The organism is Vibrio sp. QJM3NY_27, assembly GCF_057785955.1.
Genome location: NZ_CM173511.1, coordinates 2968675 through 2981799, shown reverse-complemented (window position 1 = coordinate 2981799; position 13125 = coordinate 2968675). Strand labels below are relative to the sequence as shown.

15 protein-coding genes are annotated in these 13125 nt (G+C 44.3%); 7 read left to right on the top strand and 8 right to left on the bottom strand.

The annotated features are described in order from the left end of the window. Nucleotides 1–138: 138 nt before the first annotated feature. From ffh to rplS, 5 genes are all read left to right on the top strand, one after another. Nucleotides 139–1533 carry a signal recognition particle protein gene (gene ffh / locus AC3CIA_RS13185; protein ID WP_004735506.1) on the top strand — a complete coding sequence of 465 codons (1395 nt, stop codon included), beginning with the start codon at nucleotides 139–141 and terminating at the stop codon, nucleotides 1531–1533. Between the two features lie 212 nt (nucleotides 1534–1745). Then, the gene (gene rpsP, locus AC3CIA_RS13180; RefSeq protein WP_004735508.1) at nucleotides 1746–1994 is read left to right on the top strand and encodes a 30S ribosomal protein S16; all 249 of its coding nucleotides are present in this window, start codon (nucleotides 1746–1748) and stop codon (nucleotides 1992–1994) included. A 24-nt stretch (nucleotides 1995–2018) separates the two neighbouring features. Next, nucleotides 2019–2573 (top strand): ribosome maturation factor RimM, encoded by a 555-nt coding sequence (rimM, locus tag AC3CIA_RS13175; protein ID WP_004735510.1) that lies wholly within the window; start codon nucleotides 2019–2021, stop codon nucleotides 2571–2573. Nucleotides 2574–2599: 26 nt separating this feature from the next. Next, complete coding sequence (gene trmD / locus AC3CIA_RS13170) at nucleotides 2600–3340, top strand: tRNA (guanosine(37)-N1)-methyltransferase TrmD (RefSeq protein WP_004735512.1); 741 nt, start codon at nucleotides 2600–2602, stop codon at nucleotides 3338–3340. Between the two features lie 59 nt (nucleotides 3341–3399). Next, nucleotides 3400–3753, top strand: a complete 354-nt coding sequence (gene rplS / locus AC3CIA_RS13165; protein WP_004735514.1) for a 50S ribosomal protein L19 — start codon at nucleotides 3400–3402, stop codon at nucleotides 3751–3753. Nucleotides 3754–4107: 354 nt separating this feature from the next. Here the strand turns inward: rplS and yacG are convergent, their stop codons facing one another. From yacG to nadC, 8 genes are all read right to left on the bottom strand, one after another. Continuing rightward, on the bottom strand, nucleotides 4108–4305 hold the full coding sequence (gene yacG / locus AC3CIA_RS13160; RefSeq protein WP_004735515.1) for a DNA gyrase inhibitor YacG: 198 nt from the start codon (nucleotides 4303–4305) through the stop codon (nucleotides 4108–4110). Between the two features lie 81 nt (nucleotides 4306–4386). Beyond that, a complete protein-coding gene (zapD, locus tag AC3CIA_RS13155) occupies nucleotides 4387–5127 on the bottom strand; it encodes a cell division protein ZapD (RefSeq protein WP_017087400.1) in 741 nt (246 codons plus the stop codon). Between the two features lie 26 nt (nucleotides 5128–5153). Next, nucleotides 5154–5768, bottom strand: a complete 615-nt coding sequence (gene coaE, locus AC3CIA_RS13150; RefSeq protein WP_488518223.1) for a dephospho-CoA kinase — start codon at nucleotides 5766–5768, stop codon at nucleotides 5154–5156. 2 nt (nucleotides 5769–5770) lie between these two features. Then, nucleotides 5771–6640, bottom strand: a complete 870-nt coding sequence (locus AC3CIA_RS13145; RefSeq protein WP_004735439.1) for a prepilin peptidase — start codon at nucleotides 6638–6640, stop codon at nucleotides 5771–5773. 67 nt (nucleotides 6641–6707) lie between these two features. Beyond that, nucleotides 6708–7937, bottom strand: coding sequence for a type II secretion system F family protein (locus AC3CIA_RS13140; protein ID WP_237291070.1), 1230 nt, complete (start codon nucleotides 7935–7937; stop codon nucleotides 6708–6710). Nucleotides 7938–7951: 14 nt separating this feature from the next. After that, the gene (gene pilB / locus AC3CIA_RS13135; protein ID WP_488518222.1) at nucleotides 7952–9637 is read right to left on the bottom strand and encodes a type IV-A pilus assembly ATPase PilB; all 1686 of its coding nucleotides are present in this window, start codon (nucleotides 9635–9637) and stop codon (nucleotides 7952–7954) included. A gap of 5 nt (nucleotides 9638–9642) precedes the next feature. After that, nucleotides 9643–10053, bottom strand: coding sequence for a pilin (locus AC3CIA_RS13130; protein WP_488518221.1), 411 nt, complete (start codon nucleotides 10051–10053; stop codon nucleotides 9643–9645). 255 nt (nucleotides 10054–10308) lie between these two features. Continuing rightward, the gene (nadC, locus tag AC3CIA_RS13125) at nucleotides 10309–11199 is read right to left on the bottom strand and encodes a carboxylating nicotinate-nucleotide diphosphorylase (protein ID WP_017079961.1); all 891 of its coding nucleotides are present in this window, start codon (nucleotides 11197–11199) and stop codon (nucleotides 10309–10311) included. An 83-nt stretch (nucleotides 11200–11282) separates the two neighbouring features. Here nadC and ampD point away from each other — a divergent pair, with 83 nt between their 5' ends. Together ampD and pdhR are read left to right on the top strand one after the other, a co-directional pair. Continuing rightward, complete coding sequence (ampD, locus tag AC3CIA_RS13120; protein ID WP_237291071.1) at nucleotides 11283–11882, top strand: 1,6-anhydro-N-acetylmuramyl-L-alanine amidase AmpD; 600 nt, start codon at nucleotides 11283–11285, stop codon at nucleotides 11880–11882. A 480-nt stretch (nucleotides 11883–12362) separates the two neighbouring features. Then, on the top strand, nucleotides 12363–13124 hold the full coding sequence (pdhR, locus tag AC3CIA_RS13115; protein WP_004735446.1) for a pyruvate dehydrogenase complex transcriptional repressor PdhR: 762 nt from the start codon (nucleotides 12363–12365) through the stop codon (nucleotides 13122–13124). Nucleotide 13125: the final 1 nt, after the last annotated feature.

The window sequence follows — 13125 nt, the reverse complement described above, 5'->3', positions numbered from 1 at the left end:
GTGAACCTCATTCAATTCCAAGTGAATAATGTCTCACATCACAAGCGTGGATGATTAACGCTCTACAACGGGTATGACTCTAATCCGCGCTAATGTATACTCACAGTAATAGTCGCAGTTTTGAGCGAAGAGAAAACTATGTTTGATAATTTAACGGATCGTCTATCCAAAACGCTGAAGAACATCAGCGGTAAAGGTCGTCTGACCGAAGACAATATAAAAGAGACGCTGCGTGAAGTACGTATGGCGCTACTTGAAGCCGACGTTGCACTGCCCGTTGTCCGCGATTTTGTTAAGCGCGTAAAAGAAGGCGCTGTGGGTGTTGAGGTTTCTAAATCTCTAACACCTGGTCAAGAATTCATTAAGATCGTTCAAGCTGAACTTGAAGCGGTGATGGGTGAGTCTAACGAGGCTCTTGACCTAGCAGCACAGCCGCCAGCCGTTATTTTAATGGCAGGTCTACAAGGTGCGGGTAAAACCACATCGGTAGGTAAGCTATCTAAGCTCCTGACTGAGCGTGACAAGAAGAAAGTTTTGGTTGTGTCTGCCGACGTTTACCGTCCAGCGGCGATCAAACAGCTTGAAACGTTAGCAAGCGATGTTGGCGTCGACTTCTTCCCATCTTCAGCTGATCAAAAGCCTCTTGATATTGCAAACGCTGCAATCGACCATGCGAAGAAGAAATTCTACGACGTGCTAATTGTCGATACTGCTGGTCGTTTGGCTATCGATGAAGAGATGATGGGCGAGATCAAAGAGCTTCATACTGCCATTAAACCAGTAGAGACTCTGTTCGTTGTTGATGCAATGACTGGTCAAGATGCTGCGAACACTGCAAAAGCTTTTGGTGATACGCTACCACTAACCGGTGTTATCTTGACGAAAGTTGATGGTGATGCGCGAGGTGGTGCTGCACTGTCTGTTCGTCATATCACTGGCAAGCCGATTAAATTCTTAGGTGTTGGTGAAAAGACTGACGCACTAGAACCATTCCACCCAGATCGTGTTGCTTCTCGTATCTTAGGTATGGGCGACGTACTGTCTCTTATTGAAGACCTACAGAAAAACGTTGATACCGAGAAAGCAGAGAAACTGGCTAAGAAGTTCAAAGAGAAGAAAGGCTTTGACCTTGAAGACTTCCGTGAGCAGCTTGGTCAGATGAAAAACATGGGCGGCATGATGGGCATGATGGATAAGCTTCCAGGTATGTCTCAGCTACCAGACAACGTTAAAGATAAAGTTGATGACAAGATGTTCAAGCAAATGGAAGCGATCATCAACTCTATGACAATGAAAGAACGCCAGCGTCCAGACCTAATCAAAGGCTCACGCAAAAAGCGTATTGCTGCAGGTTCTGGTACGCAGGTACAAGATGTAAACCGTATGCTTAAACAGTTCACTCAAATGCAGAAGATGATGAAGAAAATGCAGAAAGGTGGAATGAAAGGCATGATGCGCAACATGCAAGGCATGATGGGCGGCGGTGGAGGTATGGGCGGAATGGGTGGTGGTTTTAACCCGTTTGGTCGATAATCTACAAATGTAAGCTTTAGCTACGTTACTTTTCATAGTGTTAGCCGTGTCACAGAAAGTGTCCGGTTGCTATGTTGGTGAAAAAATAGCTAAAGCCCTTGCATTGCACCGGAATAAGAGTAAAATTCCGGGGCTTTAATTTGGCACGAGACCCCAAGCTATTTACTTATACTTGGGGTTAATTATTTTATTAAGAAAGCAAAGAGGACGACATGGTAACCATTCGTTTGGCACGTCACGGTGCAAAGAAGCGCCCATTTTATCAAATCGTAGTTGCGGATAGCCGTAACTCTGTAACTGGCCGTTTCATCGAGAAAGTAGGTTTCTTTAACCCTACTGCTCAAGGTCAAGAAGAAGGTCTACGTCTAGACCTAGATCGTGTTAACCACTGGGTTGGTCAAGGCGCATCTCTATCTGATCGTGTAGCTAAGCTAGTTAAAGACGCTCAAAAAGCGGCTTAATTCTTTTTTAAAGAGAAATAGCTTATGTCGATGAAGGGTAAAGAAACGATGAGCGAGCAAAATAATAGAATTGTCATGGGTAAACTTGGGTCTACCTATGGTATTCGTGGCTGGCTTAAAGTGTTCTCCTACACAGACAATGCTGAAAGCATATTTGATTACAGCCCTTGGTATTTAAACCAAAAGGGTAAGTGGGTTGAGTACAAAGTTGAGAGCTGGAAACGTCATGGCCAAGGTTATGTATGTAAGCTAGCGGGATTAGATGTTCGTGAAGACGCGCAACTGATGACTAACTTTGAAATTGCTATTGACCCTGCTTCGTTACCTGAATTGTCAGAAGATGAATTCTACTGGCGCGAATTGTTCGGTATGCAAGTTTTTACCACTAAAGGTTACGACCTTGGTGAGGTCACTGACCTATTAGAAACTGGCTCGAACGATGTTCTAGTAATTAAAGCAAATCTTAAAGATGCTTTTGGCCAAAAGGAACGGTTAGTACCGTACCTTGAAGAGCAAGTGATCAAGAAAGTTGATCGCGAAGCTCGCCGGATCGAAGTTGACTGGGATCCTGGATTCTAACTCCAAATTACAGAGCGAGAGAACACATGTGGGTTGGCATTATTAGCCTGTTTCCTGAAATGTTCCGTTCTGTTACTGATTTTGGAGTAACAGGTCAAGCGGTTAAAAAAGGTCTTTTATCTATTGAGACATGGAATCCTCGCGATTTCACTCATGATAAACATCGCACTGTTGATGATAGACCTTACGGTGGTGGTCCTGGCATGTTAATGATGGTTCAGCCTTTGCGCGATGCTATCCAAACTGCCAAGCAAGCAGCACCGGGAAAGACGAAAGTAATCTATCTTTCACCTCAAGGTCGTAAACTCGACCAGAAAGGTGTTGAAGAGTTGGCAACAAACGAGAACTTGCTTCTTATTTGTGGTCGCTATGAAGGGGTAGATGAGCGCATTATTCAATCTGAAGTCGACGAAGAATGGTCGATTGGCGATTTTGTGATGACGGGTGGCGAACTGCCAGCCATGACGTTGATTGATTCAGTCTCTCGGTTTGTTCCGGGTGTACTTGGAGATTTCGCTTCAGCAGAAGAAGATTCTTTTGCAAATGGTTTGCTAGATTGTCCCCATTATACGCGCCCTGAGGTGCTAGACGATAAAGATGTACCATCGGTACTCAAGTCTGGAAACCATAAGGACATTCGTCGCTGGCGATTAAAACAATCGTTGGGCCGAACTTGGCTAAGAAGACCAGAGCTCCTGGAAAACCTAGCTCTGACTGACGAACAGGAACAATTACTGGCTGAATTCATTAAAGAGCAACGCTCTTAAAGAAAAGCAAGCAGTAACCTATTAAATTTAGTATCAGTTTATTCTAGGAATTTATACAAATGAGCAACATCATCAAGGCTCTTGAAGAAGAGCAACTAAAATCAGACCTTCCTAAGTTCGCACCAGGTGACACTGTTGTAGTTCAGGTTAAGGTAAAAGAAGGTGACCGTGAGCGTCTACAGGCTTTCGAAGGCGTTGTAATCGCTATTCGTAACCGTGGTCTACACTCTGCATTCACAGTTCGTAAGATCTCGAACGGTGAAGGCGTAGAGCGTGCGTTCCAAACTCACTCTCCAATGGTTGATAGCATCGAAGTTAAACGCCGTGGTGCAGTACGTCGTGCCAAGTTGTACTACCTACGTGAGCGTTCTGGTAAGTCAGCTCGTATTAAAGAGAAGCTTACTAAGAAGTAATTCTTTTTGCATTCTATCGATAAAAGCGGAGCCATTTGGCTCCGCTTTTTTGTGTCTGCTATTTAGAGCTGAGTAGGAAGAAGAGCCTCAATTTGCTCGTTCCTCGCACTTGAGGATGACGGACTAAAACGAAACTCACATTTAACCGTCATTCCCTAGACTGACGAAGGAAGGTGTAGGGAATCTCTATTCGTACCAAGCTATAGGCAATAAAAAAGGATTGACGTAAAACGCCAACCCTTCAAAATTTACTCGTTACTCGTTACTCGTTACTCGTTACTCGTTACTCGTTACTCGTTACTCGTTACTCGTTACTCGTTACTCGTTACTCGTTACTCGTTACTCGTTACTCGCTTAGTGCGGGTCTTCCGACCAACCATCGCTATCTGACATGTCTGGTGCGCCAGCAATGCTGTTCTCTTCGTCTGCCCATTCACCGAAATCAATCATCTGACATTGCTTACTGCAAAACGGGCGGTGTGGGCTTTGTTCGCCCCATTCAACGTCGGCATTACATTGAGGGCATTTAACGATGGTGATTTTTTTCGACATAGTGATTCTTAATTAGAGGGTATTGTAAGAAAGAGTTTAGGCTCGAGTGAAGGCTCAAGCCAAACTATAAAAGGAAATTAATTAGCTGCAGACAGCCAATTCAAATTCGATGTCTTGAGTACAGGCTTGTCCTGTTTCAAAGCTCATGAACTTAACGGCAAAACGGTTTTTATGCCCGGAGATCATCGGGTAGGCACCGTATTGCATTGGAATAGAAAGGCGAAGGATATTCGCTTCATCAGCATCGCTCTGGAAGAAGCCAGCGCGAGCAATTTGCTCTTTAAAGTGACCAGTCTCTCTAGTGAGCTTTAACCATAGTGTTAGCGCTTCATACAAAGGCTGTAGGCTATCCATCCAAGCTTTGGCATCTCGCATTCTCTTATCGAGAGGAAGATGCAGCCAATAGTGCAGTGCGGGTAAATCAAAGCAGCATGAGCCACCTGGTAAGTTAAAGCGTTGACGTATAGCACTCAAGAAGCGATCTTCTTTAAGTGACTGCCCAAAACGCTCCGCCTGCATCAGTTCACGATAGATGTTGCTAATATCGTTGAGTAATGAAGTCAGCATCTCTTGATCGACACCTTCAACATCTAACCAGCTTTTGTAGGTTACACGCTGCTTCTCAATATCTTTTGCGAGTTCACTCTTGAGTTGGATCTGTTCAAAGATTTCAATCAGATCAAAGATGGAACGGAAAAAGAGTTGATACTGTTGAGCATCGGAAAATGTAGAAGACAAGTGCAGCTGCCTCAAGAGTGATTCAACTCTTAAGTAGATGCGTGTTTTCTCATTTAGAGGATGTTCAAATTTGTGGGTGATCATCGAGCAAACCTTCATTCAACATTATTCTATTCTGACCCATCTACAGTACTGATTGCCAGATACTTTTGATGTAAATCTGTGATTTGAGGCAAAAGTTCTTGGTTTTTAGTATGGTTTTTAATCACGTCATCTGCAACTGCTAAGCGTTGTTCTCTTGAAGCCTGTGATTTTAAAATTGCTGTAACCTGTTCCTTAGAAACATTATCACGACTCATCGTACGCTCTATTTGCACTTCTGTTGGCACATCAACGATTAATACGCGATCGGCCATGCTTTGCATTTGGTTTTCAACCAATAGCGGTGCGACTAATAAACCATAAGGGGAGGTGACTTTAGACAGGTCACTGTCAATTTTGTTACGGATCATGGGGTGCAGCAGGTCATTGAGCCATTGTTTCTCTGTGGGATCCGAGAAGATTAACTCACGCAGCTTACTTCGGTTAAGTGATCCATCTTCAAGCAAGATCGTCTCACCAAAATGGTCGGTAATCTGCTTTAAGCCGTCACTGCCTACTGCGACGACTTCGCGTGCAACGATATCAGCATCGACAATATCAATATTAAAATGTTCATTGAAGAGGTTAGCAACCGTGGTTTTTCCACTGGCGATACCACCGCTTAATCCGATAATGATTGCCATGGTTAAATTCCTAGTACAGAAGTGAAATACCAGCCCATGATGTCGTTGCCCCACATCAAACTCACCCAACCCGCAATCGCAAGGTAAGGTCCAAATGGAAAGGCTTTATCTATACCTTGTTGTTTCAAGCGAAGTTGAATCAATCCGAAAACTAAGCCGACCAGTGAGGATAGAAGAATGATCATTGGGAGATGTTGCCAACCAAGCCAAGCGCCAAGCGCAGCTAGAAGTTTGAAGTCGCCGTAACCCATGCCTTCTTTGCCTGTTAACAGCTTGAACAGCCAATAGACCGACCAAAGTGCTAGGTAGCCTGCCATTGCGCCAATCACTGAATCTTGAAGCGATACAGGGCTGATATTAAACAGAGCTAACGCGATACCAGACCAAACTAAAGGCAAGGTAATTTGGTCAGGCAACAGCATAGTATCGAGATCGATAAAGGTTGCGGTAATCAATGCAAACGTGAAAAAAATCAAAGCAATGGCGTAGTAACTGAAACCAAAGTGGCTCGCGACTACGGTACAAAGTATCGCCGTAAGCAACTCGACCAATGGATAGCGAGCGCTAATTGGGTTAGCACAGCTATGGCACTTGCCTTTTAAGAACAGCCAACTTAATACTGGAATATTGTCGATGATTCTTAATTGGGTTTTACATTTCGGGCAGGTAGAACGAGGGATACTGAGATTGAACTTTCCCTCTGGCGCTGGAATTTTATATTGAGAGAAATACTCCGAGCACTCTTGTTGCCACTCTCGTTCCATCATTATCGGTAAACGGTGGATGACTACGTTGAGGAAGCTGCCGATAAGAAGGCTAAAAATGAAAGCTAATACGGGGAATAGCCAAGGATAGTAGTGAAATACTTCCATAGTGTCCTTTACCACTTAATCAAGGTGAGCAGAGGTTGGCTGCTCATGGGTGTTTAGTTGCTTTTTACTATCCTAACACACTCATAAGATTAAAGATCGGTAAGTACATCGCGACAACAAGTCCGCCAACTACGGTGCCTAAAAATACGATGATCAGTGGCTCTAGAATCTTACCTAGGTTATCGACGGTGTTGTCTACTTCGAACTCGTAAATGGAAGCGACTTTATTGAGCATATCATCAAGATTTCCGGACTCTTCACCAATCATCACCATCTGCAAAACCATCTCCGGGAAGGCATTGGTATTGCGCATTGCAATGTACATCGGCATGCCAGCAGCAGTCTCACGGTGAACCTCGATGATTGCCGATTCATAATGTAGATTACCCGCCGTTTTAGCCGTTGTTTTAAGGCTGGTTAAGATAGGAATCCCAGAACTAAAACTGGTTGATAGCGTTCGGCTGAACTTTGCAATTGATGCCTTAGTGATGACAGCACCCAAGATAGGGAAGCGTAAACCAAGACGACTGGTTGAAAGTCGAATCGAGTAAGATCGCTGACGCAGTTGCTGAAAAGACAGAATTAATAAAACAATACCGATCGCAGTATAAAAACTGTAGGCCTGCATCCAGTGGGAAAGATAAAGCACTTGCTGAGTGAACCAAGGTAAGTCTGCTCCGAAACCAGAAAACATCGATTCAAATTCCGGGATGACCATGGTTAGCATTAAGTAGGAAACGGTAAGGGCGACCGCTACAACCATTGCTGGGTAGATGAGAGCCTTTATAACCTTGGATTTTAGTTGCTCACTCTTTTCTCGATAGGTCGCCAAGCGTTCAAATACTTGTGCAAGGTTGCCGGAGAGTTCGCCTGTCGCGACCAAGTCGGTATAGAGATCATCAAAGTGGCGGCTTGCGGTTCGCATCGCTTTTGAGATTGGCGTGCCGGCTTCTACACCTTTGCAGATGTGCGATAAAATCGATTTCATTTCTGCTTTGCGGTGATTGTCTGACACTAACTTGATGGCTTGAACGATGGGCACACCAGTAGCCAACATGGTAGCCAGTTGGCGAGTCAAAATAGTGATATCTTTGGCTTTGACTCGATGGGTTAAACGAGTGATTGCTGAGATGCTTTTCTTTTTGATTTTCTTAATCTGAATATGCTGCTCTTTGAGCTTCTCTCGCACTTCTAATTCGGTGAGCGCTAAGCTCTGCCCTGATACTTTCTTGCCAGAACTATTGATTCCCTTCCAATGGTAGTTTTTTAGTTGTGATTGTTTGCTTTTACTACTCATTTTCGCTCCGTGAATTATAGGTATAGAACACGTTGTAGCTCTTGATAGCTGGTGGTGCCTTCAAGCAGTTTATCTAGTCCTGACTCTTGTAAAGTTCTCATGCCTTCCCGGCGCGCTAAGTTTTCAATGGCTAACGCGTTCGGTTTGTCAATCAGGCTGCTTTTTAGCTGCTCGCTAAACGGCATGACTTCATAAATACCGACTCGCCCTGAGTATCCCTGATTACACTCATTACACCCTTGTGAGTTGGCTTTGTAGATGATTTGGCTATTGGGAATAGAGTGGCGTAGAAATATATCAGGTGAGTCATCAGCGGCTTTACAGTGGTCGCACAATCGTCTTGCTAGTCGTTGGGCGATAATCAGGCTTAATGATGAAGCGAGGTTAAAAGGTTCTATCCCCATATGAGAGAGGCGAGTCACGGTTTCTGCTGCAGAATTGGTGTGCAGTGTCGAAAGCACTAAGTGGCCTGTTTGCGAGGCTTTGATCGCGATCTCTGCGGTTTCCAAATCACGGATCTCTCCGACCATCACCACATCAGGATCTTGTCGTAAAAATGATCGCAACGCTTCAGCGAAACCAAAGCCGATCTTAGGTGTCACTTGTACCTGATTGATGCCACACAGGTTAATTTCAACAGGATCTTCGGCTGTTGAGATGTTGCGTTCTGTAGTGTTAAGAACGCGAAGGCCAGTATAGAGAGAAACCGTTTTACCGCTGCCGGTTGGTCCGGTCATTAAGATCATCCCTTGTGGGCGTTTCAATGCATTAAGGTAGAGTGTTTTTTGATCCTCGCTGTAACCGAGCTTATCGATATCGAGATTGGCAGCGCTGCTATCTAAGAGACGCAGTACGATCTTTTCTCCCCATAATGTTGGCAGCGTCGATACACGCATATCAATCGCCAGTTCGTCGTTTAAACGTAATTTAATACGACCATCTTGAGGTAAGCGACGCTCGGCGATATCGAGTTTGGCGAGAATCTTCAAGCGCGCCGATAGACGACGACTTAAATGAGAGGCGGGCTGTTGAATTTCGACAAGGATCCCATCGCAACGTAGACGTACGCGGTAGTTTTCTTCATAAGGTTCGAAGTGGATATCCGATGCGCCTTTACGTGCTGCATCGACTAAAATCTGATTGATAAAGCGACTGACAGGGGAGTCATCTTGGCTGAGGTCTTCAATGGACGTTATCTCGTCGTCAGATATCTCAACAAGGTTGGCTAGCTCATCTTGGGTGATCTCTTTACGTTTCGAATCTTGCCCGGAAATAGAACGGCCATACAGCTTTCGTATTGCACCTTCTAGTTCAGAGTAGTTAGCGACAACCAATTCAATCTGTAATCCTGTCGCGAATCGAAAGTCGTCTTCAGCTTGTAAGTCGGTCGGATCAGCCGAGGCGAGCGTAAGAGTAGAACTAGAGACTGAAATCGGTATCGCACGATACTTAGTAATCAGTTCACGAAGTCCTAATTGTTCACACAGGGATTCGTAGTCAGTATTGGCTAATCGTACTAACGGTAAGCCGAAGATGGTTTTAATGTTGTTTGCTAAGGAATCGCCGCTGAAGAAATCCAGAACGAGCAAAGCTTCAGGTGTAGAAATACCCGAAGCTTGTACATGTTCCGCAACAGTTTGTTCTTGTGTCAGGCTAAGTAAGTCAGCCTGACGAAGAACGGTTGGGAGGTTGGTTAGCATTGACTCTAAGAACACCCTTCAAGTGTTACACCTGTATCATGGGTGCAACTCCATCCTGTAGTTTCTCTACTCAATTGGAGTTTTTTTCCAGAAAGAGCACCGTCATCGAAAGTGAAGCCTACAGATGCAGATACACTTGAATCTGGATTCAATGTAATTTCACCTAGTGAGCTAGCCCCAGAAACTGTGCCTAATTCAGCTAAATTTGCGATGGTACCGTTTTGTTGGAATGCCATTTCCGCAGGTGTTTGAAGAGCTTTTAAAGTGGCTAGGGCTGATGACACTTCGCTTTTTTGAACGTAGTCTTTATATGCAGGCACAGCTATCGCTGATAACACACCAATAATCGCCACCACAATCATCAATTCAATTAACGTAAAGCCTTTCTGATTTGTTCTTCTATTTTTGTTATTCATTGTTCTATTCCATTATTTAGTTTGTTTCAGCGCAAGCACTGGTTGATGGAAAGAATAGAAGTCGAGATGGGGAAGTGGAATGGTGTTCAGGTTTGGCCGCGAGTGGTTTCGTGTTTATTAGTGTGGTGTTTCATATGGCGCGCAAAATTATGCGACCAACTTAAATAAGTGATTGAAATATTGATAATTTAGGTAATAAAAAAGGCACTGTTATCAACAATGCCTTTGACGGAAATATATTTACTATTCAGTTGATTACGCTTTAAATCTCATGGATAGGTCCATCGCTTTTAGATGCTTAGTCAGTGCACCAACAGAGATGTAATCAACACCGGTTTCTGCGAACTCTGCGATAGTGTCTAATGTTACATTGCCTGAGTTCTCTAATGCTGCGCGGCCAGCATTGATTTTCACGGCTTCACGCATCATGTCTGTGGTGAAGTTGTCTAGCATGATGATGTCTGCGCCAGCGCTGATCGCTTGCTCTAGCTCTGCTAGGCTTTCTGTTTCTACTTCCACAGGTTTACCTGGGTTCAGCTCTTTTGCCGTCGAGATAGCTTTCTCAATGCCACCACAGGCGATGATGTGGTTTTCTTTGATTAGGTAAGCATCGAAAACGCCGATACGGTGGTTAAAACCGCCACCACAAGCGACAGCGTATTTTAGTGCGCTGCGAAGGCCCGGAATTGTTTTGCGAGTGTCTAACAGGCGGCATTCTGTGTGCTTAACTTTGTCTGCGTAGATCGCTGTTGTTGTCGCACAGCCAGATAGCGTTTGAATGAAGTTCATTGCATTACGCTCACCGGTTAATAGCGCACGTGCTGGGCCAGTTAAGCTACAAAGCGTTTGGTTTGGTTCAACCTTGTCGCCATCTTCTACGTTCCACTCGATAGTTACCTCACCGCCCAATTGCTTAAACACTTCATCAGCCCAAGCTTTACCACAGAACACACCGTGCTCACGGGTAATGATGGTAGCGCTGTTGATTGCGTCTGCTGGGATTAGACTTGCCGTAATATCAGCCGCTGGATCTAACGTTCCGCCTAGATCTTCTTTGATGGTCTCAGCCACTGAGCGAGTGATCTCGAGAGGCAGTTGCTCTTTTAAGTAGTCAAGGCGTTGGTGGCTGTTATGTGTGTTTTTCATCGCAAATCTAATCTTGAAAGGGAGTGGGAATGGAATGATACTCTTGCTTAACTTCAAATTAAAGAGGCTAGCGTGACTGCTCTATGGGTAAGGTCACATCTTATTGTGCTAGCAGAAAAGAAAGTGAGACCAAGATGACGATCAGCTTCAACGGATGGTATGACAACGCTCGGCATGTTCCTTCCCCGTATTTTGATGTTAGACCTAGCGTCTGCGATATCTCTCTGCTGGTGGTTCACAACATTAGTTTACCTCCGGGGCAATTTGGTGGACCTTACATCGAACAGTTTTTTACGGGCAAACTTGACCCAGAAGAACACCCGTTTTTTCAAGTGATTCACCAAATGGGTGTGTCTGCACACTGCTTGATTCGTCGTGATGGTGAGGTTGTGCAGTTTGTTTCGTTCCTTGATAGAGCTTGGCACGCTGGCCAGTCCAGCTTTGCCGGCCGTGAAAGGTGTAATGATTACTCGATTGGTATTGAACTGGAAGGCAGTGACTTTGTGGCTTACACCGAGCAGCAGTATCAAGCGCTTACCCAATTAACGGAAACACTGGTATCGAGCTTCCCTCAAATTACCACTGAACGAATCACAGGCCACCAATATATTGCGCCTCTGCGCAAAACCGATCCTGGCTTGGTTTTCGACTGGCAGAAATTTAAAGAAAAGCTCAAGGGCTAAGCCTCAACTTTAGATAGCCTTACTGCTGTTAGGCGTTCAATAGTCAACGCCTGGCATAATGACTTGTGAATTTTTGTTGTTGCTATGTAAAGAAAGTGGTGGAGAGGAGAGCATCAATAAATCGAGAGTGTGACGAGCTTATCAAACGCTAATTTATTAAAACTTATGAACAGAATTTCCATCCTAAATGTGCGCTTGGTTTGATTTTTAAACAAGTGGCACTAATCTTTCTGAAACAATTCATTTTTATCCTGAAACTTTCTAGCACGAAACCTCCCCAAAAGTATTACCCCTGTAAATGGTAAGACCAATTTAGTTGCTGTTTTAAATTTCATTTGTTAAATCATGGTTAATTCATGCTGTGTTCTATGATGCAGGTCAATTTTGCACTGGACAGTGGCGTTTTAATTATGTTAATTTCTGCCCAACTTAAAATTGGTATTACCAATTGTCAGCGAAGAAAAAGAAGAACAACAAACTATGGCTTATCAAAGGATTCGTCAGCCAAAACTCTCGGACGTTATCGAACAAGAGTTAGAAAGGTTGATAGTGGAAGGAACACTGGCTCCAGGGCAGCAGTTGCCGCCTGAGCGCGAACTAGCGAAACAGTTCGATGTGTCTCGTCCTTCAATCCGAGAAGCGATACAACGTTTAGAAGCAAAACGCTTGCTTACTCGCCGTCAAGGTGGAGGTACGTTTGTTAGCGAAAATATCTGGAAAAGCTTTTCAGATCCTTTGCTTAATTTGTTGTCGTCCCATTCTGAAACCCAACTAGACTTGTTGGAATCGCGTCATGCGATGGAAGGGATTTCGGCTTACTTTGCGGCATTACGTGGCACTGATGAAGACTTTGCTCGAATTCAAGCATGCCAAGAAAAAATTCACGGCGCGCAAGATAAGGGTGATATTGAAGCCGAATCTGCAGCAGTGATGGCTTTTCTTATTGCTTTAACAGAGGCAGCGCACAATGTGGTGTTATTACACATTGTTCGTAGTTTGGCTCCGTTACTCGAACAAAATGTCTTAGAAAATTTAAAGCTGTTGCATCGTCGTAAAGACGTTGTGGAGAAAGTGAGTATACATCGAGCTAACATTGTAGATGCGATCGTTTCAGGGCAGCCAGAACAGGCGCGTGAAATGTCACATTCTCATTTAGCTTACATCGAAGAAACATTGATGGATTTGACCAAAGAAGAATCGCGCCGCGAACGTTCTTTACGTCGAATTCAACAGGGTAAATAGC

What these genes read in the sequence shown, in the direction of transcription:
- rpsP (WP_004735508.1), top strand. Translation starts at nt 1,746, where the DNA reads ATGGTAACCATTCGTTTGGCACGTCACGGTGCAAAGAAGCGCCCATTT.
- AC3CIA_RS13130 (WP_488518221.1), bottom strand. Translation starts at nt 10,053, where the DNA reads ATGAATAACAAAAATAGAAGAACAAATCAGAAAGGCTTTACGTTAATT.
- ampD (WP_237291071.1), top strand. Translation starts at nt 11,283, where the DNA reads ATGGGTAAGGTCACATCTTATTGTGCTAGCAGAAAAGAAAGTGAGACC.
- rplS (WP_004735514.1), top strand. Translation starts at nt 3,400, where the DNA reads ATGAGCAACATCATCAAGGCTCTTGAAGAAGAGCAACTAAAATCAGAC.
- nadC (WP_017079961.1), bottom strand. Translation starts at nt 11,199, where the DNA reads ATGAAAAACACACATAACAGCCACCAACGCCTTGACTACTTAAAAGAG.
- coaE (WP_488518223.1), bottom strand. Translation starts at nt 5,768, where the DNA reads ATGGCAATCATTATCGGATTAAGCGGTGGTATCGCCAGTGGAAAAACC.
- pilB (WP_488518222.1), bottom strand. Translation starts at nt 9,637, where the DNA reads ATGCTAACCAACCTCCCAACCGTTCTTCGTCAGGCTGACTTACTTAGC.
- AC3CIA_RS13140 (WP_237291070.1), bottom strand. Translation starts at nt 7,937, where the DNA reads ATGAGTAGTAAAAGCAAACAATCACAACTAAAAAACTACCATTGGAAG.
- ffh (WP_004735506.1), top strand. Translation starts at nt 139, where the DNA reads ATGTTTGATAATTTAACGGATCGTCTATCCAAAACGCTGAAGAACATC.
- pdhR (WP_004735446.1), top strand. Translation starts at nt 12,363, where the DNA reads ATGGCTTATCAAAGGATTCGTCAGCCAAAACTCTCGGACGTTATCGAA.
- rimM (WP_004735510.1), top strand. Translation starts at nt 2,019, where the DNA reads ATGTCGATGAAGGGTAAAGAAACGATGAGCGAGCAAAATAATAGAATT.
- trmD (WP_004735512.1), top strand. Translation starts at nt 2,600, where the DNA reads ATGTGGGTTGGCATTATTAGCCTGTTTCCTGAAATGTTCCGTTCTGTT.
- zapD (WP_017087400.1), bottom strand. Translation starts at nt 5,127, where the DNA reads ATGATCACCCACAAATTTGAACATCCTCTAAATGAGAAAACACGCATC.
- yacG (WP_004735515.1), bottom strand. Translation starts at nt 4,305, where the DNA reads ATGTCGAAAAAAATCACCATCGTTAAATGCCCTCAATGTAATGCCGAC.
- AC3CIA_RS13145 (WP_004735439.1), bottom strand. Translation starts at nt 6,640, where the DNA reads ATGGAAGTATTTCACTACTATCCTTGGCTATTCCCCGTATTAGCTTTC.